Source organism: Pseudomonas sp. LBUM1672 (genome assembly GCF_059695655.1).
Genome location: NZ_CP166781.1, coordinates 1,269,447 through 1,293,970, shown reverse-complemented (window position 1 = coordinate 1,293,970; position 24,524 = coordinate 1,269,447). Strand labels below are relative to the sequence as shown.

Here is a 24,524-nt window from a genome sequence, read left to right as displayed (position 1 = left end):
CGGTACGAGTCCATTCAGATTGTTTTTCCGACCGCGGTCCCTGCCCGCCGGATAACTGCTTCTGGTGCTTTACGCTGCACACCCGGGTCAGTTGCCAACCCTCTGAACCGTTGAGGCCGGTTCATCGCTGCCTTTGTGGTGGAACTAAAGAGCTTCGTTTCGAACCGCTTTGTTGAGCGGCTTGAGACAAAGAATATGCATGGATGCATATGCAGTCAATGCACAAATGCATTTATTTATGCGCTATGAATGCACTGGCGCATGAAAGCCCCGCAGACAAAGGCGCTGACGGTTTGTGGCAGGCGAAAAAAAACCCGCTCGGAGGCGGGTTTTAATGCAGAGCGGTGAGGTTAACGGGCGTACATGCCCCACCAGAAGACGTGACCCAGGATGACGATTTGCTCTTCCTGGACTTCCTGGAAGGTGTAGTCCTCGTCCGGGTGCTCATCACGATTGAAGCTGCGCAGGCGAATACCTGTAGGCAAGCGATAAAGCTGTTTCACCCGCAATTGGCCATTGTGGTTGATCGCATACAGGTCGCCATCAACGATGTCGCCAATCCCGCACTTGCCCGCATTCACGCCAACGGTGGCGCCATCGCGCAGCACCGGCAACATACTGTTGCCGCGCACCGTCACGCATTTGGCCTGATCGAACTGCACACCGTTATGGCGCAAACTGCGCTTGCCGAAGCGCAGGCTAGAGCGCTCGCTCTCTTCGATGACGAATCTTCCTGATCCAGCAGCCAATTCAACCTCGCGAAGAAAGGGAACCGACACCTCGTCATCATCGACGGGTGTATCGTCGTCCCACAGACTTATGTCCTTGAGTTCGGAATGCAATTGATCGCGCCCGGTATTGGCGATGGCAGCGACATCCGCGCGCCCCCGCAACTGATCGGTGCTCACGGCGAAGTACTCGGCGATCTTCGAGATGTGTTTATCCGAAGGATCGACGATCTTCCCGCTGAGGATCCGCGAGAGAGTGGATTGAGGCACGCCGGTGCGACGGTGAAGCTCCGTGGGGGAGATCCCGTGCTGATCGAGCAGCGCTCTTAAGACGGAAGAAACATTGCGTTTTTGCATAACTGGCATAGTGCTTGATCTTTTTTCGGGAGGCAAATGCTGATTTGCATAATTCGTGCATAAACAGCAGAACAGATGCCGCGAGGCTTTCATGCCTGCGTCGGGCAGAGCGCTCATGTTAACCTTGCGCCCATCGCGGAAAAGCCGGGCCGATGCCCCTCCTTTGCCCTACACCTTTCAACGAATTTGCCTGATACCCGATGAATAAAGCACTGTCCGATCTGTCCTCGCACACGCCAATGATGCAGCAATACTGGCGCCTGAAGAACCAGCACCCCGACCAGCTGATGTTCTATCGCATGGGCGACTTCTACGAGATCTTCTATGAAGACGCGAAGAAGGCCGCCAAGTTGCTGGACATCACCCTGACCGCCCGCGGGCAGTCGGCTGGTCAGGCGATTCCGATGTGTGGGATTCCTTACCACGCAGCGGAAGGTTACCTGGCGAAACTGGTCAAGCTCGGCGAGTCGGTGGTGATTTGTGAGCAGGTCGGCGATCCGGCTACCAGCAAAGGGCCGGTAGATCGTCAGGTGGTGCGGATCATCACGCCGGGTACGGTCAGCGATGAAGCGCTGCTGGATGAGCGTCGGGACAATCTGATCGCGGCGGTGCTGGGTGACGAACGTCTGTTTGGTCTGGCCGTGCTGGACATCACCAGCGGCAACTTCACCGTGCTGGAAATCAAAGGCTGGGAGAACCTGCTGGCGGAACTGGAGCGGGTCAATCCGGTGGAGCTGATGATTCCGGATGACTGGCCGAAGGACTTGCCGGCAGAGAAACGCCGTGGGGTTCGTCGCCGTGCGCCGTGGGATTTCGAACGCGACTCGGCACTGAAAAGCCTTTGCCAGCAGTTCTCCACACAGGACCTCAAAGGTTTCGGCTGCGAGAACCTGACCCTGGCCATCGGTGCCGCCGGTTGCCTGCTCAGCTACGCCAAGGAAACCCAGCGCACCGCCCTGCCGCACTTGCGCAGCCTGCGGCATGAACGCCTGGACGACACCGTGGTGCTGGATGGCGCGAGCCGTCGCAACCTGGAACTGGACACCAACCTGGCCGGTGGGCGTGACAACACGCTGCAATCGGTGGTCGATCGTTGCCAGACGGCGATGGGTAGTCGTCTGCTGACCCGCTGGTTGAACCGGCCGTTGCGCGATCTGAAGGTTTTGCTGGCACGCCAGACCTCGATCACGTGCCTGCTCGACGGCTACCGTTTCGAAAAGCTGCAACCGCAGCTCAAGGAAATCGGTGACATCGAGCGGATCCTGGCGCGAATCGGTTTGCGTAATGCCCGTCCTCGCGACCTCGCTCGTCTGCGCGATGCCCTCGGTGCACTGCCTGAGTTGCAAGTGGCGATGACTGAGCTTGAAGCGCCGCACATCATTCAACTGGCGAAGACCACCAGCACCTACCCGGAACTCGCGGCGCTGCTGGAGAAAGCCATCATCGACAACCCGCCAGCGGTGATCCGTGACGGCGGCGTGTTGAAGACAGGCTACGACAGCGAACTCGACGACCTTCAATCGCTGAGCGAAAACGCCGGGCAGTTCCTGATCGATCTGGAAGCACGGGAGAAGGCGCGCACCGGTCTGTCGCACCTGAAGGTCGGTTACAACCGCATTCACGGCTACTTCATCGAGTTGCCGAGCAAGCAGGCAGAGTCGGCACCGGCCGACTACATCCGTCGCCAGACGCTTAAAGGTGCCGAGCGTTTCATCACGCCGGAACTGAAAGCGTTCGAGGACAAGGCGCTGTCGGCCAAGAGCCGTGCCCTTGCCCGCGAGAAGATGCTGTACGAAGCGTTGCTCGAAGACCTGATCGCCCAATTGCCGCCGCTGCAAGATACCGCCGCGGCCCTGGCTGAACTGGACGTGCTGAGCAACCTTGCCGAGCGCGCCCTGAACCTCGACCTGAACTGCCCGCGCTTCGTCGACGAGCCATGCATGCGCATCACCCAGGGTCGCCACCCGGTGGTCGAGCAAGTGCTGACCACGCCGTTTGTGGCCAACGACCTGAGCCTCGACGACAACACGCGCATGCTGGTGATCACCGGTCCGAACATGGGCGGTAAATCCACCTACATGCGTCAGACCGCATTGATCGTACTGTTGGCGCACATCGGCAGTTTCGTGCCGGCGGCCAGTTGCGAATTGTCGCTGGTTGACCGGATCTTCACCCGGATCGGTTCCAGCGATGACTTGGCGGGCGGGCGCTCGACCTTCATGGTCGAAATGAGCGAAACCGCGAACATTCTGCACAACGCCACCGAACGCAGCCTGGTGCTGATGGACGAAGTCGGTCGCGGCACCAGCACCTTCGATGGCCTGTCCCTGGCCTGGGCCGCCGCCGAACGCCTGGCCCATCTGCGGGCGTATACGCTGTTTGCCACCCACTATTTTGAGCTGACGGTGCTACCGGAAGCGCAACCGCTGGTGGCCAACGTTCACCTCAATGCCACCGAGCACAACGAGCGCATCGTGTTCCTGCACCACGTGCTGCCCGGACCTGCCAGCCAGAGCTACGGCTTGGCGGTTGCACAGTTGGCCGGCGTGCCGAGCGAAGTGATCGTGCGTGCTCGCGAACACCTGGGTCGACTGGAAGCGACCGCCCTGCCCCATGAAGTGCCTAAACCGGCTAAAGGCAAACCGGCCGCGCCGCAGCAGAGCGACATGTTCGCCAGCCTGCCGCATCCGGTGCTGGATGAACTGGCCAAACTGGACCTGGACGACATGACACCGCGTCGTGCATTAGAAATGCTCTATACACTAAAGACACGGATCTAACGCACTTGCCTGCAAGCTGTTAGAATCTCGCGCGGTTTGGGATGCTGCGGGCTAATAGCCTGGCCTGCAGACTATCGCTCCCAAACCTGGCGACCCCAACGTGAAGGGGCTCCGCTGCCGCCGCCTGAGGAGAAAATTAGAATGACCTTCGTCGTCACCGACAACTGCATCAAGTGCAAGTACACCGACTGCGTAGAAGTCTGTCCGGTGGACTGCTTTTACGAAGGCCCGAATTTCCTGGTGATTCACCCGGATGAGTGCATCGACTGCGCACTGTGCGAACCAGAATGCCCTGCCGTGGCCATCTTCTCTGAAGATGAAGTACCGGCTGGTATGGAAAACTTCATTCAGTTGAACGTTGAGCTGGCCGAAATCTGGCCAAACATCACTGAGCGCAAAGATCCATTGCCCGATTCTGCTACTTGGGATGGCGTCAAAGGCAAGCTCGAACACCTCGAACGCTGATTATCCCCGCGTTCTCGAAAAGGCCCTTAGCGGGCCTTTTTGCTTTTCTGCAGGCAAAAAAAAGGGGCGGTTTGACCCGCCCACATTTTTTCCCTATTCCCTGTGTTCCTTTTCATCGTCCTGATGAATCACTCCCTGCGATGTCCTTTCCCCTCATCCTTGAAGGGCGTGTCTGTCCGTTGACACAGTTCAGATACTAGAGAATTCCCCACCGAGAGCAATCGCCCAAAATCGCCGAAACTGCCTGTCACACGCTTTAAATATTAAAAAATAATCATATAAATCAAAAATATACAGTTAGCAAAGGGAGAAGAAAGAGGACTGCCACACTGTAAAAATAACGAACACTTACGAAAGAGTAAGCAAAGACTTACAGCGCGAGACTACAAACCTGAGCCAATCGACATTCATTTCCCAGATAATAAAAAACCCCGAACCAGTCGGGGTTTTCTAATGCCACTCAAGCTCGTCGCTTACTGAAACAGCGACTCGCTCGACAGGCCGTTCTTCTCGAGAATCTCCCGAAGACGTTTCAGGCCTTCCACCTGAATCTGTCTGACCCGCTCCCGGGTCAGGCCAATTTCCAGGCCCACATCTTCAAGCGTGCTGCTCTCGTGGCCGCGCAAGCCGAAGCGGCGTACCACCACTTCGCGTTGCTTGTCGGTCAGCTCCGAAAGCCATTGATCGATGCTCTGGGACAGGTCGTCATCCTGCAACAGCTCACATGGATCGGTTGGTCGGTCATCCGTAAGGGTGTCCAGCAGGGTTTTATCCGAATCCGGACCCAGCGAGACGTCGACCGAAGAAACCCGCTCGTTCAAGCCGAGCATGCGCTTGACCTCTGCCACTGGTTTTTCCAGCAGGTTGGCGATTTCTTCAGGTGAGGGTTCGTGATCGAGCTTTTGAGTCAGCTCTCGTGCAGCCCGCAGGTACACGTTGAGCTCTTTGACCACATGGATCGGCAACCGGATGGTCCGGGTCTGATTCATGATTGCGCGCTCGATGGTCTGACGAATCCACCAGGTAGCGTAAGTCGAAAAGCGGAAGCCGCGTTCAGGGTCGAATTTCTCCACTGCCCGGATCAGCCCGAGGTTACCCTCTTCGATCAGGTCCAGCAGCGACAGGCCACGATTGACATAACGTCGGGCGATTTTCACCACCAGCCGCAGGTTGCTTTCAATCATGCGCTTGCGCCCGGCCGGATCGCCACTTTGCGACAAGCGCGCAAAATGAACTTCTTCTTCCGGGGAGAGCAATGGGGAAAAGCCGATTTCATTGAGGTACAACTGCGTGGCATCGAGTGCCCGCGTGTAATCGATATACTTGTGTTGCTTCAACGTAGCGGAGTGTTTGGATTTGGCACGAACGGAAGGTGGAGCAGCCCCTTCATCATTCGACATCGAATCCATACCGATGCCGGTCTCCATAAGGAGAACCTCATCGTCGATGTCAAACTCCGGCACTTCTTTACTGAGAGCCATTGTTATAGTCCTTTGGTGAGTTCGACCTCAAGCTCAAGCGGCGCCTTTATCCCTGGCAACGCTGGAGCCTGTTCCCTCTACGTGACGGAACAGGCTGGTAACAAATCAACGACGTGGCAGGAACTGCAGCGGATCTACAGGTTTACCTTGTCGGCGAATCTCAAAATGCAGCTTCACCCGGTCTGTACCCGTTGACCCCATTTCGGCAATTGTCTGTCCGACCTTGACCTGCTGCCCCTCCCGAACCAACAGCCTGCGGTTATGTCCGTAGGCACTGACGTAGGTGTCGCTGTGTTTGATGATGACTAATTCGCCGTAGCCCCTTAAGCCACTCCCGGCGTATACCACCGTCCCATCAGACGCAGCTAAAACAGGCTGTCCCAAATCCCCGGCGATATCAATTCCTTTATTCAAACTACCGTTTGAGGAGAACTTTCCTATCAGAATGCCATTAGATGGCCATCCCCAGCCGGTCGGGGCCGGACCGGCTGGAGGCATCGGAGCAGGGGTCGGCTTGTTGGCGACGGACGGTGCAACCACTGCTGTGCTGGTAGTTGCGCCATTCGGTTGGCGTCGGATTACCGTGGTTTTCAGCGATGACGAAGGCGCTGAATCGGTAGCGCTGGCCATCGGTGCCGGGGTTGAACCGGAGCGACCATCGAAGCGAATTGTCTGACCCGGATGGATCGTGTACGGCGTAGGAATATTGTTCCGTGCGGCGAGGGCTTTGTAGTCCCAGCCGTAGCGAAAAGCGATCGAGAACAACGTATCTTTTGGTCGAACGACGTACTGACCCGTGGTCACCGCCGGACGCTGGGCGACGCCTTTATTGCGATCGACGACACGCACATCGCTCGTTTTGGAACTGGAGCAACCAACCAGCAAGGTGCTCAAAACGAGGCCAGTCACCAGGCGCTGAAAGCTCTTTGTACCCATACGCTGCGCAATGACTGTGAGACTCACCCGCCGCTCCCTTTGTGGTGGCTGAAAATGTGGATTGCCGTGTTCCGGCACGAAATGTCGCAAGTATAACGGGCCAAACAGGCTTTACCTTTAATGAAGCGAAATCGCTTCGCGCACACGTTTGCTGCCCGCCGATGAATCCCGTTTAACTCATCGATGCCGCTGTAAGACCCGGGCAATCGAAGAGAATTCAGCGCGCCTGAACAAATGCTCAGGCCAGCGGCCCATTGAGTAGCGGCACGAAGCGCACCGACCCCAGAACACGACGTGAAAAACCGTGTTCTTCGCGGATGATCAGCATCAGTTGCTGCACCTCACCGGAGCCGACAGGAATCACCAATCGTCCGCCTGGCGCCAACTGATCGAGCAGCGCCTGAGGGACATCAGTGGCCACTGCCGTCACGATAATGCCGTTGTATGGCGCCAGTGCCGGCCACCCTTCCCAGCCATCGCCCCAACGGAAAACCACATTGCGCAGGTTCAGCTCCACCAGGCGTTCCTTGGCCCGGTCCTGCAAAACCTTGATGCGCTCCACGGAGAACACCCGTTCAACCAGTTGCGACAGTACCGCCGTCTGGTAGCCCGAGCCGGTGCCGATTTCCATCACCTTGTCCAAGGGACCTGCTTCCAGCAGCAACTCGCTCATGCGCGCCACCATATAAGGCTGGGAGATGGTCTGGTTGTGTCCAATCGGCAGCGCCGTGTCTTCGTAGGCGCGATGAGCCAGCGCTTCGTCGACGAACAGGTGGCGCGGTGTACGGCGGATGACTTCCAGCACCTTGGCGTTGGAAACCCCTTCCTCATACAGGCGTTGAATCAGGCGCTCGCGGGTTCGTTGCGAAGTCATCCCGATGCCGCGGCGCAGAATATCGTCTTGTTCACGAGCCATTAGCGCAACCCCTCCAACCAGCCATCGAGACTTCTGAAGGCATCATTGAAGGTGCGATCCAGTTGCAGCGGGGTAATCGACACATAGCCCTGCATCACCGCATGGAAATCGGTGCCCGGGCCGCCGTCTTCGGCATCCCCGGCGGCGGCAATCCAGTATCCGGATTTGCCACGCGGGTCGACCACTTTCATCGGCGCCGCCGCACGTGCGCGGTGCCCGAGGCGGGTCAGCTGAATACCGCGGATGTGATCCAGCGGCAGATTGGGAATGTTCACGTTCAATACCGTGCGCGGTGGCAAGTCGAGGTCGGCGTGGGCCTCGACCAGTTTGCGCGCAAAGTAAGCGGCTGTGGGAAGGTTCTCCACTTGCCGTGAGACCAACGAAAAGGCGAACGAAGGACGCTCGAGGAAACGACCCTCAAGTGCTGCCGCGACAGTGCCGGAATACAACACGTCGTCCCCCAGGTTGGCGCCCAGGTTGATGCCGGAAACCACCATGTCCGGTTGGCACTCCAGCAAGCCGTTAAGGCCCAGGTGCACGCAATCGGTGGGTGTGCCGTTCAGGCTGATAAAGCCGTTGGCCAAAGTTTGCGGGTGCAACGGACGGTCGAGCGTCAGCGAACTGCTGGCGCCGCTTTTGTCCTGGTCCGGGGCGATAACCACGCACTCGGTGTAATCCGCCAGCGCAGCATAAAGCGCGGCGAGACCGGGTGCGGTTACCCCATCGTCGTTAGAAATCAGAATACGCATGGGCTGTCCGTCTGCCCCACCGGCACCAGATCAACAAGCTCGCGCACCAATACGGTGGCAAAGCATCCGGCCGGGAGGACGAATTCCAGTTGCAGAATGTCAGGCTCGGGATAATGCCACGTCAACCCACCAATGGGCAGTCGCAGGATGCGACGTTCGTGGCTCATTCCGGCGTTAATCAACCAATCGCGCAGATCCGCTTCGCGAGCGGCGATTGCCTGCTCCAGTACATGGACAGCGCCGGTCGCCGGCGAGTCACCTTCGCCCCACTGAGGACCGGTCGGGTGCAGGTCGAGAATCGCCAGGCGGGGGTCGCTGCATTCGGCTTCACCTGCCGGGAAAAAGCTGCGGCTGTCGGTGAAGGCCAGTAGATCGCCGACCTGCGCTTGCTGCCAGGTGCCATCCGCCACACGTGCCGCCAGGACTTGGTTGAACAGAAAACTGCGGGCGGTGGAGAGCAGCCGCGAACGCACGTTGCGCTGCTCCGGCAATGCCTTGCGCGCGGCCCAACCTCGGGCGTCGACCACGTTCCCGCCGTCAAAGCCGAAACGCTGTGCGCCGAAATAATTGGGAATACCATGCTTGGCGATCAGTTGTAGACGCTCGTCTATCGCAGCTTTGTCGCCAGCGAATTGCGTCAGGCGCAAGGTGAAGCCATTTGCCGAGTGGGCACCGCGCTGCAGTTTGCGCTTGTGCCGACCGGTCTTGAGGATCTTCAGCGTGTCGTTTTCCGCCGCCGACAAATCAGGATCCGCCTTGCCCGGCAGTTGCACGCTGAACCATTGGCGAGTCAACGCCTGGCGATCCTTGAGGCCCGCATAACTGACGGTGCGCAATGGCACACCCGCGGCCTTGGCAATCCGCCGTGCGGCTTCTTCAGTATTCAGGCCGCGCTTTTCCACCCAGATCCACAGGTGCTCGCCATCACCGCTAAGGGGGATGTTGAGCACTTCATCGACCTGGAAATCTTCCGCCGTGGCTTTCAGAACCGCCGTGCCGAGGGCATCGCCGTAGGCACGCGGGCCGAGCAATTGCGCTTCGTTCATGCGCGCAGCAACAAGGCAACGGAATGCACGGCAATGCCTTCTTCGCGACCGACAAAGCCGAGCTTTTCGGTGGTGGTAGCTTTCACGTTCACTTGATCCAACTCAACTTGAAGATCCGCAGCAATCAGCGCGCGCATCGATTCGATATGCGGGGCCATTTTCGGCGCTTGGGCGACGATGGTGTTATCGACGTTGCCGACCTTCCAGCCCTTGGCGTGGATCAGTGCGACGACGTGACGCAACAGCACGCGGCTGTCGGCGCCCTTGTATGTCGGGTCGGTGTCCGGGAAGTGCTTGCCGATATCACCCAGCGCAGCAGCGCCGAGCAAGGCATCGCTCAAGGCGTGCAGCAGGACGTCACCGTCGGAATGAGCGAGCAGCCCGAAGCCGTGTGCGATACGCACGCCGCCCAGAGTAATGAAATCGCCTTCAGCGAAACGGTGCACATCATAGCCGTGGCCAATACGCATAAAAAAACGCCCCGATTTTTGTCAGGGCGTGATTCTACCTGCATTAGGCGCCTAGGGCGCGCCCATGATGTTGCAAGTGGTCGTCGATGAAACTGGCGATGAAGAAATAGCTGTGGTCGTAGCCCGGTTGCAGGCGCAACGTCAGCGGATGACCGGCCAGTTTGGCAGCCTGTTGCAAGGCTTCAGGCTTGAGCTGGGTGGCCAGGAAATCATCGCGATCACCTTGATCGACCAGCAGTGGCAACTTCTCGTCGGCCTCGGCGATCAACGCGCAAGCATCCCATTCACGCCATTTCGAGCGGTCTTCGCCCAGGTAACGGGAAAAGGCCTTCTGACCCCAAGGGCAATCCATCGGATTGTTGATCGGCGAGAACGCCGACACCGATTGATATCGCCCCGGATTGCGCAAGGCGCAGACCAGCGCACCGTGGCCACCCATGGAGTGACCGCTGATGCCGCGTTTGTCCGAAGCGGGGAAATGGGCTTCGACCAATGCCGGCAATTCCTGCACGACATAGTCATGCATCCGATAGTGCCGCGACCAAGGTTCCTGCGTGGCATTCAGATAAAACCCGGCGCCGAGACCGAAGTCCCAGGCACCGTCCGGGTCGCCGGGCACATCAGGGCCGCGAGGGCTGGTGTCCGGCGCGACGATGATCAACCCCAGCTCGGCGGCCATACGCATCGCGCCGGCCTTGTGCATGAAATTCTCGTCGGTGCAGGTCAGGCCGGACAACCAATACAGCACCGGCAACTTGCCGCCCTGCTCCGCTTGCGGCGGCAGGTACACGGCGAACACCATGTCGCAGCCGAGCACATCGGAGCGGTGCTTGTAGCGTTTGTGCCAGCCGCCAAAGCTTTTCTGGCAGGAGATATTTTCCAGGCTCATGACCGACCTCAGAAATGGATGACGCTACGGATGCTTTTGCCTTCGTGCATCAGGTCGAAAGCCTTGTTGATGTCTTCCAGCCCCATGGTGTGGGTGATGAACGTATCCAGCGGGATTTCGCCGGTCTCGGCCATCTCGACGTAGCTTGGCAACTCGGTACGACCGCGCACGCCACCGAACGCCGAACCGCGCCAGACGCGACCGGTGACCAGTTGGAATGGACGGGTAGAGATTTCCTGGCCGGCACCGGCCACGCCGATGATCACCGACTCCCCCCAACCCTTGTGGCAACACTCAAGTGCGGCGCGCATCAATTGCACATTGCCGATGCACTCGAAGGAAAAGTCGACGCCGCCGTCAGTCATGTCGACGATAACTTCCTGGATCGGACGGTCGAAGTCTTTCGGGTTCACGCAGTCGGTTGCACCGAGTTGCTTGGCGATTTCGAATTTGGCCGGGTTGATGTCGATGGCAATGATCCGCCCTGCCTTGGCTTTGACCGCGCCGATCACAGCTGACAGACCGATGCCGCCGAGACCGAAAATGGCCACGGTGTCACCCGGTTTTACCTTGGCGGTATTGAGCACCGCACCGATGCCGGTGGTGACACCGCAGCCCAGCAGGCAGACTTTTTCCAGCGGCGCTTCTTTCGCAATCTTGGCGACCGAGATTTCCGGCAACACGGTGTACTCGGAGAACGTCGAGGTGCCCATGTAGTGGAAAATCGGCTGGCCTTTGTAGGAAAAACGCGAGGTGCCATCTGGCATCAGGCCCTTGCCTTGCGTGGCACGAATCGCCTGGCACAGGTTGGTTTTGCCCGACAGGCAGAATTTGCACTGGCGGCATTCCGGGGTGTACAGCGGGATCACATGATCGCCGACGGCGACGGAAGTCACGCCCTCGCCGATCGCTTCAACCACGGCGCCACCTTCGTGACCGAGGATCGACGGAAAGATGCCTTCCGGGTCAGCGCCCGACAGAGTGTAGGCATCGGTATGACAAACACCGGAGGCCACCACACGCAACAGAACTTCACCGGCCTTGGGCATGGCGACATCGACTTCGACGATCTCGAGGGGTTTCTTGGCCTCGAAGGCAACGGCAGCGCGCGACTTGATCATGTGGATTCTCCAGTGAATAAAAACGAGACAGGCAGTGTAATACAGCGCCTTACGAGGAATAATCCGGACAAAAGCAAAACATTATTGCCATACAGGGATAATCCTTGATGTCCGAAAACCGCTGGGAAGGGATTGACGAGTTCGTCGCCGTGGCCGAGTGCAGCCAGTTCACCGCGGCTGCGGAACGGCTTGGGGTTTCGTCCTCTCACGTCAGTCGACAAATCGCACGCCTCGAAGAACGCCTTCAGACGCGGCTGCTGTACCGAAGCACCCGTCGGGTCACGCTGACCGAAGCCGGGCAAACCTTTTTGCAGCATTGCCAGCGTTTGCAGGACGGTCGCGAAGAAGCCTTGCGCGCAGTCGGCGACCTGACCAGCGAACCCAAGGGCATGCTGCGCATGACCTGCGCGGTGGCGTACGGCGAACGCTTCATCGTGCCACTGGTGACGCGCTTCATGGCGCTCTATCCGCAACTGCGCGTCGACATTGAACTGAGCAACCGCCCTCTCGATCTGGTGCACGAAGGGCTGGACCTGGCGATCCGCCTCGGTCGTCTTCAGGATTCACGACTGGTCGCCACACGCCTGGCACCGCGGCGCATGTACCTGTGCGCATCGCCGTCCTACCTGGAACGGTATGGCCGCCCACACAGTTTGTCGGAGCTCAGCCGGCACAATTGCCTGATCGGCAGTTCGGACATGTGGCAACTGGAGCAGAACGGGCGGGAATTTTCGCAACGGGTGCAGGGAAACTGGCGCTGCAACAGTGGGCAAGCAGTATTGGATGCGGCGCTGCAGGGGGTTGGGTTGTGCCAGCTGCCGGATTACTACGTGCTGGAACATTTGAACAGCGGTGCTTTGATTTCACTGCTGGAAGCGCATCAGCCGCCGAATACGGCGGTTTGGGCGCTTTATCCACAGCAGCGGCATCTGTCGCCGAAGGTGCGCAAGCTGGTGGATTATTTGAAGGAAGGTTTGGCGCAAAGGCCGGAGTACCGGAGCTAAATGTTCATTTCAGTGCCGGACTTGTTGTCTGAGCAACCGCTTTCGCGAGCAAGCCCGCTCCCACATTTAACCAAGTTCCTTCAGAAGGAATGCAGTGAAGTGTGGGAGCGGGCTTGCTCGCGAAAGCAATCTGACAAACACCAACGAATCAGTGGCGGTTAGCCCAACGCTGTCGCAGCCATTCGAGGTCTTCAGGGCGTGTGACTTTGAGATTGTCGGATCGACCTTCGATCAAACGAGGAGCCAGACCCGCCCACTCCATGGCCGAAGCTTCATCCGTCACCAACGCATCCGCCACCAGACTGTCCGCCAATGCCCGGTGCAACGCGCCAAGGCGAAACATCTGCGGCGTATACGCCTGCCAGATCACGCTGCGATCCACGGTTTCAACCACGCGACCGTGCTTGTCGACCCGTTTCAAGGTATCGCGTGCCGGCACTGCCAGCAGTCCGCCGACAGGATCATCCGCCAATTCGCTTAGCAGCTTGTCCAGATCATCACGGCTCAGGTTGGGCCGCGCAGCATCGTGCACCAGCACCCAATCTTCATCGTCCGCACCCTGCGCATGCAAATGCAGCAAGGCATTGAGCACCGAACCGGAACGCTCGTCGCCACCGTCAACCCGCTGAATACGCGGATCGGCAGCACACGCCAGGTTTGGCCAATAAGGATCATCAACAGCAAGACTGACCACCAACCCCTTCAGGGCAGGATGATCAAGGAAACAGCCGAGGCTGTGTTCGAGAATAGTGCGCCCGCCCAGTTGCAGGTATTGCTTGGGACGGTCCGCGGCCATACGGGCACCGACGCCCGCGGCAGGAATCACGGCCCAGAAGGCCGGTAACGACTGGATCATTGGGCCAACTGGTAAAGGGTTTCACCGTCCTTGACCATACCCAACTCATGGCGAGCCCGCTCTTCAACGGTCTCCATGCCTTTTTTCAACTCGCTGACTTCAGCGTCCATGACCCGATTGCGCTCCAGCAATCCTTCGTTCTCAGCGTGTTGATCCGCGATCTGCTGAGTCAGCTCGGCCACTTGCGCCAGACTGCCATTACCCACCCACAGGCGGTATTGCAGGCCAGCCAGCAGCAAGAGCAAGACGAGGAACAACCAATTGGGACTGCGCATCGAATATCAGGTATCCAGTGGAAAAAGACAGCCATGCCAAAACTATGAAGCTTCTGATAGCACGAAGCCTGGAAGACCCAGGCTTGTGCTCTTAAGGCATCAGATTAGTGGCAAAAACGTCGCTGTAGCGATTTTTCCGACACAATCCGGTGTCTTTTTTACGCTGTAGCAATCAGCCGCGGAATTCGCTGCGACCGTTGTACTTGGCTTTGCCATTCAACTGCTCTTCGATACGCAGCAGTTGGTTGTACTTGGATACGCGGTCCGAACGGCACAGGGAACCGGTCTTGATCTGGCCAGCCGAGGTGCCCACGGCCAGGTCGGCAATGGTCGAATCTTCGGTTTCGCCGGAGCGGTGCGAGATCACAGCGGTGTAACCAGCGGCCTTGGCCATCTGGATGGCTTCCAGGGTTTCGGTCAGGGTGCCGATCTGGTTGAACTTGATCAGGATCGAGTTGGCGATCTTTTTGTCGATGCCTTCTTTCAGGATCTTGGTGTTGGTCACGAACAGGTCGTCGCCGACCAGTTGGACTTTCTCGCCGATCTTGTCGGTGAGGATTTTCCAGCCAGCCCAGTCGGACTCGTCCAGGCCGTCTTCGATCGAGATGATCGGATAACGCTCGGTCAGGCCTTTCAGGTAATCAGCGAAACCTTCAGCGGTGAACACCTGGCCTTCGCCGGACAGGTTGTATTTACCGTCTTCGTAGAATTCGCTGGCCGCGCAGTCCAGTGCCAGGGTCACGTCGGTGCCCAGTTTGTAACCGGCGTTGGCCACGGCTTCGGAGATCACTTTCAAAGCGTCTTCGTTGGAAGCCAGGTTCGGTGCGAAACCACCTTCGTCGCCCACTGCAGTGCTCAGGCCACGGGCCTTCAGAACGGCTTTGAGGTGATGGAAAATCTCGGTGCCCATGCGCAGGCCTTCCGAGAAAGACTTGGCGCCAACCGGCTGAACCATGAATTCCTGGATGTCGACGTTGTTATCGGCGTGCTCGCCACCGTTGATGATGTTCATCATCGGAACCGGCATCGAGTAAACACCCGGGGTGCCGTTCAGGTTGGCGATGTGCGCGTACAGCGGCAGGTCCTGATCCTGTGCTGCTGCCTTGGCCGCGGCCAGGGAAACGGCGAGGATCGCGTTGGCGCCCAGGGAACCTTTGTTTTCAGTACCGTCGAGCTTGATCATCGCGTGATCCAGCGCTTTCTGGTCGCTTGGGTCTGCGCCTTTCAACAGGTCGCGGATCGGACCGTTGATGTTGGCGACGGCTTTAAGCACGCCTTTGCCCAGGTAACGGCTCTTGTCGCCATCACGCAGCTCGAGCGCTTCACGCGAGCCAGTGGAAGCACCGGACGGCGCGCAAGCGCTGCCGATGATGCCGTTATCGAGAAGCACGTCCGCTTCCACGGTGGGATTGCCACGGGAGTCGAGAACTTCACGACCTTTGATGTCGACGATTTTTGCCATTGTTGTAAACACTCCAAAGTTGACGAAAACGACGCAGCTAGAGGAAATCTTTTACCGTCGGCAAGTGGTGTGCAGCGGGCAGACTTGCGGACGATAAGGCTCAGGCCCGAGGGCCTGAGCAACAAATCGTGCGGTACTTTACCGGAGAAATGAGGTTTACGCGGTCTCTACCGTCGGAAAACTCTTCACCAGTTCGTCCAGGGCTTTGAGCTGGGCCAGGAATGGCTCCAGTTTGTCCAGGCGCAAGGCACAAGGGCCGTCGCATTTGGCGTTGTCCGGGTCCGGATGGGCCTCGAGGAACAGACCGGCCAGCGACTGGCTCATGCCGGCCTTGGCCAGATCGAGGACCTGAGCGCGACGGCCGCCGGCGGAATCGGAGCGACCACCGGGCATTTGCAGCGCGTGGGTCACGTCGAAGAACACCGGGTATTCGAACTGCTTCATGATGCCGAAGCCGAGCATGTCGACGACCAGGTTGTTGTAGCCGAAGCTCGAACCGCGTTCGCAGAGGATCAACTGATCGTTACCCGCTTCCACGCACTTGTTCAGGATGTGTTTCATTTCCTGAGGCGCGAGGAACTGGGCTTTCTTGATGTTGATCACTGCGCCGGTCTTGGCCATCGCGACCACGAGGTCGGTCTGGCGCGACAGGAAGGCCGGCAACTGGATGATGTCGCAGACTTCAGCGACGACCGCGGCCTGCTCAGGCTCGTGGACGTCGGTGATGATCGGCACGCCGAAGGCTTGCTTGATGTCCTGGAAAATCCGCATGCCCTCTTCCAGGCCGGGGCCACGGTAGGAGGTCACGGAGGAACGGTTGGCCTTGTCGAAGCTGGCCTTGAACACGTAAGGGATACCGAGTTTCTCGGTAACCTTTACGTACTCTTCGCAGACCTGCATCGCCATGTCGCGGCTTTCCAGCACGTTCATGCCACCGAAAAGCACCATTGGCTTGTCGTTGGCAATCTCGATATCGCCTACACGGATGATCTTCTGCGCCATTGGAATTACGCCTTCTTCTGGTGTTGAACCAAAGCTGCTTTGACGAAACCGCTGAACAACGGGTGACCGTCGCGCGGTGTCGAGGTGAACTCAGGATGGAACTGGCAAGCGACGAACCATGGATGATCCGGGGCTTCAACCACTTCGACCAGCGCGCCATCACCGGAACGACCGGAGATTTTCAAGCCGGCTTCCATGATTTGCGGCAGCAGGTTGTTGTTCACTTCGTAGCGATGACGGTGACGCTCGACGATCACGTCCTTGGCGTAGCAATCGTGCACCAGGGAACCCGGCTCAAGCAGGCAATCCTGAGCGCCGAGGCGCATAGTGCCGCCCAGGTCGGACGCTTCGGTACGGGTTTCGACAGCGCCGGTGGCATCTTCCCACTCGGTGATCAGACCCACGACCGGGTGACCGCTGGCGCGATCGAACTCGGTGGAGTTGGCGTCTTTCCAGCCCAGCACGTTACGAGCGAACTCGATCACGGCCACTTGCATGCCCAGGCAGATGCCGAGGTACGGAACCTTGTTTTCGCGAGCGTATTGAACCGCGGTGATCTTGCCTTCCACGCCACGCAGACCGAAGCCGCCCGGTACGAGGATCGCGTCGACACCTTCCAGCAGCGCAGTGCCCTGGTTTTCGATGTCTTCGGAATCGATGTAGCGCAGGTTGACCTTGGTGCGGTTGCTGATGCCGGCGTGACTCATCGCTTCGATCAGCGACTTATAGGCGTCCAGCAGTTCCATGTACTTGCCGACCATCGCGATGGTGACTTCGTGTTCCGGGTTCAGCTTGGCGTCAACCACGGCTTCCCATTCGGACAGATCAGCGCTGCCGCATTGCAGGCCGAAGCGCTCGACAACGAAATCGTCCAGGCCCTGGGAGTGCAGGATGCCCGGGATCTTGTAGATGGTGTCGGCGTCTTCCAGCGCGATCACCGCACGTTCTTCAACGTTGGTGAATTGCGCGATCTTGCGACGCGACGAGATGTCGATCGGGTGATCAGAGCGGCACACCAGCACGTCTGGCTGCAGGCCGATGGAACGCAGTTCCTTGACCGAATGCTGGGTTGGCTTGGTTTTGGTTTCGCCGGCCGTGGCGATGTACGGCACCAGTGTCAGGTGCATCAGCATCGCGCGCTTGGCGCCGACTTCGAAACGCAATTGACGGATGGCTTCGAGGAACGGTTGCGACTCGATGTCACCCACGGTGCCACCGATCTCGACCATGGCCACGTCGGCATCGCCGGCGCCCTTGATGATGCGGCGCTTGATTTCGTCGGTGATGTGCGGGATCACCTGGATGGTTGCACCCAGGTAGTCACCACGGCGCTCTTTGCGCAGGACGTGTTCGTAGACACGGCCGGTGGTGAAGTTGTTGTTCTGGGTCATGGTCGTGCGGATGAACCGCTCGTAGTGGCCCAGGTCCAGATCGGTCTCGGCGCCGTCGTGGGTGACGAACACTTCACCGTGCTGGAACGGGCTCATGGTGCCCGGGTCAACGTTGATGTACGGGTCCAGCTTCAGCATGGTGACCTTAAGTCCCCGCGCCTCCAGGATGGCCGCCAATGAAGCCGAGGCAATGCCTTTCCCCAATGAAGAAACAACACCGCCCGTGACGAATATGTAGCGCGTCATGAAAAACCCTAGAAGTCTGCGTTAAAGCGGTCCGAGCCGCCGGGGAAAGCGAAGGAAGGCCGAAGCCCCCGATCACCTGCATTAATCACAGTGCACCTTTCAAAAAAACCGCCGCGTTGGGACAGACCGGCAGATGAAACACCGGTACGTTGCTCGCTACACATTTTTTGGAATCGCCCAGCAAAGACTGCTTGGTAATCGGCAACTTCTGTAATTCAGGCGAATCCACAGAAGTTGTATCAAGAAGGGAGCGTAGTCTACCGGAAAGCCCCTTTCAGCTCAAACCTTGATCTTCGCTCAGTGGGTCCCAATGCAAATGCCAGCCCTGCGGCTCACAGCCATCGAGACCCCGCAGGCTGGCCACCGCCAGCAATTGCGTGTCTCGGTAGAGCAGCGGCAATCTGCCACGGACGAAGCCTGGAACACCGCGTTCGTTGAGCAAACGCTTGAGATCCCGGTGGCCGCGATCAGGCAGAGTCATGACCTCTCCCCCCTCACGATAGCGGATCTGCAGCGGGCCATCGGGGATTTGGCCAGTGAACGTCAGTACGCCATTTTCCGGTAACACCAGCGCTATCGAGGGATCAGCCCATGCGCCGGCGTGTGGCGGATTGCGCAGCCATGCACCGGAGAGCCACCAGATACGCCCCCCCGCCCGATGCAATTCGCCATCGGCCAGCCGCCAGACTGGACGTGCATCTGCAGTGGCATCGCGCAAATCGTCCCAACCCGACCAATGGTCACTGTCCGGGAGCCGTGTCAGTGCTGTCAGCCAGTGACTCAGTGCGTTGCGCTGGCGCGCGGCAGAGAGTTTTGCCAGCGGCGCCAGCTCCAGAGACGGCACACCCAGCCAATCGAACTCACTGACGGTGCTGGCGCTGGCCAGATCGATTTGTGCCAGTTCATCGAGCAACCCCTGCGCTTCGCTCAGATGCGCGGCGCTGCGGGCCATGGTCGCCATGGCTTGCGGCCAGCGCTCGGTCAGGACCGGGAACACTTGATGGCGCAGGTAGTTGCGCGAGAACTGACGGTCCTGGTTCGAAGGGTCCTCGATCCAGCTCAACTGGTGCTCGGCCGCGTAAGCCTCTAGTTCGGCGCGCGTGACATCGAGCAACGGACGTAGAAGATGCCCGCGACCTAGGACCCGCTCGCGAGGCATGCCCGACAACCCTCTCACCCCTGCCCCGCGCAACAGCCGGAACAGCAGGGTTTCCGCCTGATCGTCGCGGTGTTGCGCGGTCAGCAGCAGTTCATTGGCCTGAGTGGCTTCAACGAAGGCGCCATAGCGCGCATCCCGGGCGGCACGTTCAAGGCTGGCGCCGGGCTGAACCTGAACGCGAACCACCTGTAGCGGCACACCCAACGCGTCACAGACCGACTGACAATGTTGTGGCCACGCATCAGCCGCAGCCTGCAGGCCGTGATGGACATGAATGGCGCTGATCGCGGGCAGGGATTCGGTTTTTGCGAGATGGACGAGGAGGTGCAGCAGGACGGTGGAGTCGAGACCGCCACTGAAGGCGATGCGCCAGGCCTTAGCGTTGCGCCACGGTTTCAGGTTCAGGAGCAGCCTGGCCGGTAGATCAATCATGGGCCGACTCATATCGATCACTCCACACAAAACAAATGTGGGAGCGGGCTTGCTCGCGAAGAGGCCATCACATTCAACATCATCGTTGACTGACACACCGCCTTCGCGAGCAAGCCCGCTCCCACATTCAAGCCGAGGTCAGATCAGAGACCGTAGCTCATCAGACGCTCGTAACGACGGGCCAGCAGCGCTTCGTTATCGAACTTCTTCAGCATCGCCAGTTGCGAGCTCAGCTCGGCACGGATCGAAGCAGCAGCCGCCGCCGGATCGCGATGTGCGCCACCCAATGGCTCGCCGATCACCTTGTCGACGATGCCCAGGCCTTTCAGGCGCTCGGCGGTGATGCCCATGGCTTCTGCGGCGTCCGGTGCTTTCTCGGCGGTTTTCCACAGGATCGAAGCGCAACCTTCCGGCGAGATCACCGCGTAAGTCGAGTACTGCAGCATGTTCAGTTGATCGCAAACGCCGATCGCCAGAGCACCACCGGAACCACCTTCACCGATCACGGTGGCGATGATTGGAGTTTTCAGGCGGGCCATGACACGCAGGTTCCAGGCAATCGCTTCGCTCTGGTTGCGCTCTTCAGCGTCGATACCAGGGTAAGCGCCCGGGGTGTCGATGAAGGTCAGGATCGGCATTTTGAAACGTTCGGCCATTTCCATCAGGCGGCACGCCTTGCGGTAGCCTTCCGGACGCGGCATGCCGAAGTTGCGGCGAACCTTCTCGCGCACTTCACGGCCTTTCTGGTGACCGATGATCATCACCGGCTGATCGTCCAGACGGGCAATGCCACCGACAATCGCAGCGTCGTCGGAGAAGTGACGGTCGCCGTGCAGCTCGTCGAACTCGGTGAAGATGTGTTCGATGTAGTCCAGGGTATACGGACGTTTCGGGTGACGCGCGAGACGTGCGATCTGCCAGCTGGTCAACTTGCCGAAGATGTCTTCGGTCAGCGTGCTGCTTTTGTCCTGCAGGCGGGAGATCTCATCGCCGATATTCAGCGAATTGTCGTTACCGACCAAGCGCAACTCTTCGATCTTGGCTTGCAGGTCGGCGATCGGCTGTTCGAAATCTAGAAAATTCGGGTTCATAGGCGTCCGTCTTGGGTCGACGTCCAAGAGAGCTTGGGCCGGCCGGTTGTCTATTCGCGCCCTACCTTAAGGGACAGGCGCGTTCAGGTCGAGATTAAAAATTCAGGTCGAGATCAGGGCCTTCGGCGGAACCTGACCGTCAACGGTATTGGAGGAAGACGTTGTCTCGCCCGAACTGGTCACGCAAGGCTTGAATCAACGCATCCGCCGGATCGATTCGCCAGGTCTCGCCAAACTGCAGCAAGGCCTTTGCATCGGGGCTCGTGTACTCCATGGTGATCGGGCACGCGCCGCGGTGACGCTTGAACAACTCACCCAGCCAGCGTAGCTGATCGCCCTTCAAATCCTTGGTCTGCAGTTTCAGGCGCAGGCTTTCGGCGAGGTTGGTGCGCGCATCTTCCATGCTCATCACCCGCTTGACCCGCAGCCGCAGGCCGCCGGAGAAGTCGTCGTTGCTGACTTCACCTTCGACCACCACCATCGCGTCGGTCTGCAACAGCGACTGCGCGGAATGGAACGCCTCGGCAAACAGCGAAGCCTCGATCCGACCGGAGCGGTCATCGAGGGTGATGAAACCCATCTTGTCGCCCTTTTTGTTCTTCATCACCCGCAAGGCGATGATCATGCCCGCGACGGTCTGCGTATCGCGAGCCGGTTTCAGGTCGATGATGCGCTGGCGGGCAAAGCGGCGGATCTCGCCTTCGTATTCGTCAATCGGGTGACCGGTCAGGTACAGGCCCAGGGTGTCTTTCTCCCCTTTCAGGCGTTCCTTGAGGGTCAGTTCCTTGGCCTTGCGGTTATTGGCGTAGACATCGGCGTCTTCTTCGACGAACAGACCGCCAAACAGGTCGACGTGGCCGCTGTCTTTGGTACGCAGGGTTTGTTCGGCGGCCTTGATCGCCCCTTCCATGGCGTTCAGCAGGACCGCGCGGTTGCGGTCGATATTGGCCTGATAGGCTTTCTGCTCGTCATGGAAGTAAGGCCCGAGACGATCCAGAGCACCGCTGCGGATCAAACCGTCCAGGGTGCGTTTGTTGATTCGCTTGAGGTCGACACGGGCGCAGAAATCGAACAGGTCCTTGAACGGGCCGTCCTGACGCGCCTCGGTGATCGCTTCCACCGGCCCTTCGCCGACACCCTTGATCGCGCCGAGGCCGTAAATAATCCGGCCTTCGTCATTCACCGTGAATTTGAACTCCGAAGTATTCACATCCGGCGCGTCGAGACGCAGCTTCATGGTGCGAATTTCTTCGATCAAGGTCACGACCTTGTCGGTGTTGTGCATATCCGCCGACAGTACTGCGGCCATGAACGGCGCCGGGTAGTGCGTTTTCAGCCACGCGGTCTGGTACGACACCAGGCCATACGCGGCGGAGTGGGATTTGTTGAAACCGTAACCGGCGAACTTTTCCACCAGGTCGAAAATGTTACCGGCAAGGTCAGCGTCGATATTGTTGGTCTTGCAACCGTCAATGAAACCGCCGCGCTGCTTGGCCATTTCCTCAGGCTTTTTCTTACCCATGGCCCGACGCAGCATGTCCGCACCGCCGAGGGTGTAACCGGCCATGACCTGGGCAATCTGCATCACCTGTTCTTGATACAGGATGATGCCGTAAGTCGGTGCCAATACGGGCTTGAGGCCTTCGTACTGGTAGTCCGAGTGCGGGTACGCCAGTTCGGCGCGGCCGTGCTTACGGTTGATGAAGTCGTCCACCATGCCCGATTGCAAAGGGCCCGGACGGAACAGGGCCACCAGTGCGATCAAGTCTTCCAGGCAGTCGGGCTTGAGCTTTTTGATCAGCTCTTTCATGCCGCGCGACTCAAGCTGGAACACCGCGGTGGTTTCAGCCTTTTGCAGCAGTTGGTACGTCGGCTTGTCATCCAGAGGGATGAACGCGATATCCAGCGGCGGCTCATCGACCTTGGCGCGGTCGCGGTTGATGGTTTTCAGTGCCCAGTCGATGACCGTCAGGGTCCGCAGACCGAGGAAGTCGAACTTCACCAGGCCGGCAGCTTCAACGTCGTCTTTGTCGAACTGGGTCACCAGACCGTCGCCGGCCTCATCGCAATAGATTGGCGAGAAGTCAGTCAGCTTGGTCGGGGCGATTACCACACCCCCGGCGTGCTTGCCGACGTTACGCACAACGCCTTCAAGCTTGCGCGCCATTTCCCAGATTTCCGCGGCTTCCTCATCGACCTTGATGAAGTCGCGGAGGATTTCTTCCTGCTCGTAAGCTTTTTCCAGGGTCATGCCGACTTCGAACGGAATCATCTTCGACAGACGATCCGCCAGACCGTAGGACTTGCCCTGTACTCGCGCCACGTCACGGACCACAGCCTTGGCGGCCATGGAACCGAAGGTAATGATCTGGCTCACCGCGTTGCGACCGTATTTTTCCGCCACGTAATCGATCACGCGGTCACGGCCGTCCATGCAGAAGTCGACGTCGAAGTCGGGCATGGATACCCGTTCCGGGTTAAGGAAACGTTCGAACAGCAGGTCATATTCCAGCGGATCGAGGTCGGTGATCTTCTGTACATAGGCCACCAGCGACCCGGCACCCGATCCCCGGCCAGGCCCCACCGGCACGCCGTTGCTCTTGGCCCACTGGATAAAGTCCATAACGATCAGGAAATAACCCGGGAAACCCATCTGGATGATGATATCCAGCTCGAAATTCAGCCGGTCGACGTAGACCTGACGCTTGGATTCGTAATCTTCGGTGGTGTCTTTGGGCAGCAGAACGCTGAGGCGCTCTTCCAGACCGTCGAACGAGACCTTGCGGAAATACTCGTCGATGGTCATGCCATCAGGGATCGGGAAGTTGGGCAGGAAGTGAGTGCCCAGCTTCACTTCGATGTTGCAGCGCTTGGCGATCTCGACGGTGTTCGCCAGCGCCTCGGGAATGTCGCTGAACAGCTCGGCCATTTCCTCGGCGCTTTTGAGGTATTGCTGATCGCTGTAATTCTTCGAACGCCGCGGATCGTCGAGGGCACGGCCCTCACCGATGCAGACGCGGGTTTCGTGAGCGGCGAAGTCTTCCTGCTTGATGAAGCGCACGTCGTTGGTCGCGACCAGCGGCGCACCGATTTTTTCGGCCAGGGCTACGGCGCCGTGCAACTGTTCTTCGTCGTTGGGGCGGTTGGTACGCTGGATTTCCAGATAGAAACGATCCGGGAACACGGCCATCCATTCGCGGGCGAGGTTTTCCGCTTCCGCCGGATTGCCACTGAGCATGGCCAGACCAATCTCGCCTTCTTTCGCCGCCGACAGCATGATCAGGCCTTCGCTGGCCTCGGCCACCCACTCGCGCTCAATGATGACCGAGCCATTGCGCTGGCCGTCGATGAAGCCGCGGGAAATCAGTTCGGTGAGGTTGCGATAGCCGACAGCGTTCATCGCCAGCAGGCTGATCCGGCTCAGGGCGTTGTCCGGATCCTTGTTCGACAGCCACAGGTCGGCGCCGCAGATCGGCTTGATGCCTGCGCCCATGGCCGCTTTATAGAATTTGACCAGAGAACACATGTTGTTCTGGTCGGTGACCGCAACGGCAGGCATGTTCATGCCGACCAGGGTCTTGACCAGCGGTTTGATCCGCACCAGACCGTCGACCAGGGAATATTCAGTGTGCAGGCGTAGATGAACGAATGAAGCCGGCATAGTGATC

20 protein-coding genes are annotated in these 24,524 nt (G+C 58.9%); 3 read left to right on the top strand and 17 right to left on the bottom strand.

Annotated features, from left to right (window positions below; all coding sequences use genetic code 11):
- Positions 1 to 350: 350 nt before the first annotated feature.
- On the bottom strand, positions 351 to 1,085 hold the full coding sequence (locus ACA053_RS05695; protein WP_497396130.1) for a LexA family transcriptional regulator: 735 nt from the start codon (positions 1,083 to 1,085) through the stop codon (positions 351 to 353).
- Between the two features lie 212 nt (positions 1,086 to 1,297).
- On the opposite strand from ACA053_RS05695, the gene mutS reads away from it, so the two are divergent.
- Both mutS and fdxA read left to right on the top strand, forming a co-directional pair.
- Positions 1,298 to 3,865: a DNA mismatch repair protein MutS gene (gene mutS / locus ACA053_RS05690; RefSeq protein WP_497396128.1), complete on the top strand. Its 2,568-nt coding sequence runs from the start codon at positions 1,298 to 1,300 to the stop codon at positions 3,863 to 3,865.
- A gap of 141 nt (positions 3,866 to 4,006) precedes the next feature.
- On the top strand, positions 4,007 to 4,330 hold the full coding sequence (fdxA, locus tag ACA053_RS05685; RefSeq protein ID WP_497394704.1) for a ferredoxin FdxA: 324 nt from the start codon (positions 4,007 to 4,009) through the stop codon (positions 4,328 to 4,330).
- Between the two features lie 473 nt (positions 4,331 to 4,803).
- Here the strand turns inward: fdxA and rpoS are convergent, their stop codons facing one another.
- The 8 genes from rpoS to ACA053_RS05645 all read right to left on the bottom strand — a co-directional run bounded on the left by rpoS (position 4,804) and on the right by ACA053_RS05645 (position 11,938).
- Positions 4,804 to 5,811: an RNA polymerase sigma factor RpoS gene (rpoS, locus tag ACA053_RS05680; RefSeq protein ID WP_497315927.1), complete on the bottom strand. Its 1,008-nt coding sequence runs from the start codon at positions 5,809 to 5,811 to the stop codon at positions 4,804 to 4,806.
- Between the two features lie 105 nt (positions 5,812 to 5,916).
- Entirely contained in the window at positions 5,917 to 6,774 is an 858-nt protein-coding gene (locus ACA053_RS05675) for a peptidoglycan DD-metalloendopeptidase family protein (protein WP_497315925.1), read from the bottom strand.
- Between the two features lie 211 nt (positions 6,775 to 6,985).
- Positions 6,986 to 7,621 carry a protein-L-isoaspartate(D-aspartate) O-methyltransferase gene (locus ACA053_RS05670; RefSeq protein ID WP_170948756.1) on the bottom strand — a complete coding sequence of 212 codons (636 nt, stop codon included), beginning with the start codon at positions 7,619 to 7,621 and terminating at the stop codon, positions 6,986 to 6,988.
- A 41-nt stretch (positions 7,622 to 7,662) separates the two neighbouring features.
- Complete coding sequence (surE, locus tag ACA053_RS05665) at positions 7,663 to 8,412, bottom strand: 5'/3'-nucleotidase SurE (RefSeq protein ID WP_109628224.1); 750 nt, start codon at positions 8,410 to 8,412, stop codon at positions 7,663 to 7,665.
- On the bottom strand, positions 8,400 to 9,458 hold the full coding sequence (truD, locus tag ACA053_RS05660; RefSeq protein ID WP_109628223.1) for a tRNA pseudouridine(13) synthase TruD: 1,059 nt from the start codon (positions 9,456 to 9,458) through the stop codon (positions 8,400 to 8,402). Before truD ends, surE begins: the two co-directional genes overlap by 13 nt.
- On the bottom strand, positions 9,455 to 9,928 hold the full coding sequence (gene ispF / locus ACA053_RS05655) for a 2-C-methyl-D-erythritol 2,4-cyclodiphosphate synthase (protein WP_008154023.1): 474 nt from the start codon (positions 9,926 to 9,928) through the stop codon (positions 9,455 to 9,457). The genes truD and ispF overlap by 4 nt, the downstream gene beginning before the upstream one ends.
- Positions 9,929 to 9,971: 43 nt before the next feature.
- Positions 9,972 to 10,817, bottom strand: a complete 846-nt coding sequence (gene fghA / locus ACA053_RS05650) for an S-formylglutathione hydrolase (protein ID WP_497315922.1) — start codon at positions 10,815 to 10,817, stop codon at positions 9,972 to 9,974.
- An 8-nt stretch (positions 10,818 to 10,825) separates the two neighbouring features.
- Positions 10,826 to 11,938 carry an S-(hydroxymethyl)glutathione dehydrogenase/class III alcohol dehydrogenase gene (locus ACA053_RS05645; RefSeq protein WP_497315920.1) on the bottom strand — a complete coding sequence of 371 codons (1,113 nt, stop codon included), beginning with the start codon at positions 11,936 to 11,938 and terminating at the stop codon, positions 10,826 to 10,828.
- Positions 11,939 to 12,045: 107 nt separating this feature from the next.
- Between ACA053_RS05645 and ACA053_RS05640 the strand changes: the two genes are divergently transcribed.
- Positions 12,046 to 12,942: a LysR substrate-binding domain-containing protein gene (locus tag ACA053_RS05640; RefSeq protein ID WP_497315918.1), complete on the top strand. Its 897-nt coding sequence runs from the start codon at positions 12,046 to 12,048 to the stop codon at positions 12,940 to 12,942.
- Positions 12,943 to 13,090: 148 nt separating this feature from the next.
- Here the strand turns inward: ACA053_RS05640 and ispD are convergent, their stop codons facing one another.
- From ispD to dnaE, 8 genes are all read right to left on the bottom strand, one after another.
- Entirely contained in the window at positions 13,091 to 13,798 is a 708-nt protein-coding gene (gene ispD, locus ACA053_RS05635) for a 2-C-methyl-D-erythritol 4-phosphate cytidylyltransferase (protein WP_497315916.1), read from the bottom strand.
- Positions 13,795 to 14,073, bottom strand: a complete 279-nt coding sequence (gene ftsB, locus ACA053_RS05630; RefSeq protein WP_008028992.1) for a cell division protein FtsB — start codon at positions 14,071 to 14,073, stop codon at positions 13,795 to 13,797. Before ftsB ends, ispD begins: the two co-directional genes overlap by 4 nt.
- Positions 14,074 to 14,245: 172 nt before the next feature.
- The gene (eno, locus tag ACA053_RS05625) at positions 14,246 to 15,535 is read right to left on the bottom strand and encodes a phosphopyruvate hydratase (RefSeq protein WP_033059918.1); all 1,290 of its coding nucleotides are present in this window, start codon (positions 15,533 to 15,535) and stop codon (positions 14,246 to 14,248) included.
- A gap of 156 nt (positions 15,536 to 15,691) precedes the next feature.
- Positions 15,692 to 16,537 carry a 3-deoxy-8-phosphooctulonate synthase gene (gene kdsA, locus ACA053_RS05620; protein ID WP_084322286.1) on the bottom strand — a complete coding sequence of 282 codons (846 nt, stop codon included), beginning with the start codon at positions 16,535 to 16,537 and terminating at the stop codon, positions 15,692 to 15,694.
- Positions 16,538 to 16,542: 5 nt separating this feature from the next.
- A complete protein-coding gene (gene pyrG / locus ACA053_RS05615) occupies positions 16,543 to 18,174 on the bottom strand; it encodes a CTP synthase (RefSeq protein ID WP_109628218.1) in 1,632 nt (543 codons plus the stop codon).
- A gap of 274 nt (positions 18,175 to 18,448) precedes the next feature.
- Positions 18,449 to 19,777, bottom strand: coding sequence for a tRNA lysidine(34) synthetase TilS (gene tilS, locus ACA053_RS05610; protein WP_497394703.1), 1,329 nt, complete (start codon positions 19,775 to 19,777; stop codon positions 18,449 to 18,451).
- Between the two features lie 131 nt (positions 19,778 to 19,908).
- On the bottom strand, positions 19,909 to 20,856 hold the full coding sequence (locus tag ACA053_RS05605) for an acetyl-CoA carboxylase carboxyltransferase subunit alpha (RefSeq protein WP_010462799.1): 948 nt from the start codon (positions 20,854 to 20,856) through the stop codon (positions 19,909 to 19,911).
- 139 nt (positions 20,857 to 20,995) lie between these two features.
- Positions 20,996 to 24,517, bottom strand: a complete 3,522-nt coding sequence (dnaE, locus tag ACA053_RS05600) for a DNA polymerase III subunit alpha (RefSeq protein ID WP_497394702.1) — start codon at positions 24,515 to 24,517, stop codon at positions 20,996 to 20,998.
- Positions 24,518 to 24,524: the final 7 nt, after the last annotated feature.

Bases quoted from the DNA above. Each gene is read 5' to 3' on its own strand.
- ACA053_RS05605 (WP_010462799.1), bottom strand. From the start codon at position 20,856: ATGAACCCGAATTTTCTAGATTTCGAACAGCCGATCGCCGACCTGCAA.
- truD (WP_109628223.1), bottom strand. From the start codon at position 9,458: ATGAACGAAGCGCAATTGCTCGGCCCGCGTGCCTACGGCGATGCCCTC.
- ACA053_RS05645 (WP_497315920.1), bottom strand. From the start codon at position 11,938: ATGATCAAGTCGCGCGCTGCCGTTGCCTTCGAGGCCAAGAAACCCCTC.
- tilS (WP_497394703.1), bottom strand. From the start codon at position 19,777: ATGAGTCGGCCCATGATTGATCTACCGGCCAGGCTGCTCCTGAACCTG.
- fdxA (WP_497394704.1), top strand. From the start codon at position 4,007: ATGACCTTCGTCGTCACCGACAACTGCATCAAGTGCAAGTACACCGAC.
- ACA053_RS05640 (WP_497315918.1), top strand. From the start codon at position 12,046: ATGTCCGAAAACCGCTGGGAAGGGATTGACGAGTTCGTCGCCGTGGCC.
- surE (WP_109628224.1), bottom strand. From the start codon at position 8,412: ATGCGTATTCTGATTTCTAACGACGATGGGGTAACCGCACCCGGTCTC.
- ispF (WP_008154023.1), bottom strand. From the start codon at position 9,928: ATGCGTATTGGCCACGGCTATGATGTGCACCGTTTCGCTGAAGGCGAT.
- dnaE (WP_497394702.1), bottom strand. From the start codon at position 24,517: ATGCCGGCTTCATTCGTTCATCTACGCCTGCACACTGAATATTCCCTG.
- ispD (WP_497315916.1), bottom strand. From the start codon at position 13,798: ATGATCCAGTCGTTACCGGCCTTCTGGGCCGTGATTCCTGCCGCGGGC.
- kdsA (WP_084322286.1), bottom strand. From the start codon at position 16,537: ATGGCGCAGAAGATCATCCGTGTAGGCGATATCGAGATTGCCAACGAC.
- pyrG (WP_109628218.1), bottom strand. From the start codon at position 18,174: ATGACGCGCTACATATTCGTCACGGGCGGTGTTGTTTCTTCATTGGGG.
- rpoS (WP_497315927.1), bottom strand. From the start codon at position 5,811: ATGGCTCTCAGTAAAGAAGTGCCGGAGTTTGACATCGACGATGAGGTT.
- eno (WP_033059918.1), bottom strand. From the start codon at position 15,535: ATGGCAAAAATCGTCGACATCAAAGGTCGTGAAGTTCTCGACTCCCGT.
- ACA053_RS05695 (WP_497396130.1), bottom strand. From the start codon at position 1,085: ATGCAAAAACGCAATGTTTCTTCCGTCTTAAGAGCGCTGCTCGATCAG.
- ftsB (WP_008028992.1), bottom strand. From the start codon at position 14,073: ATGCGCAGTCCCAATTGGTTGTTCCTCGTCTTGCTCTTGCTGCTGGCT.
- fghA (WP_497315922.1), bottom strand. From the start codon at position 10,817: ATGAGCCTGGAAAATATCTCCTGCCAGAAAAGCTTTGGCGGCTGGCAC.
- ACA053_RS05670 (WP_170948756.1), bottom strand. From the start codon at position 7,621: ATGACTTCGCAACGAACCCGCGAGCGCCTGATTCAACGCCTGTATGAG.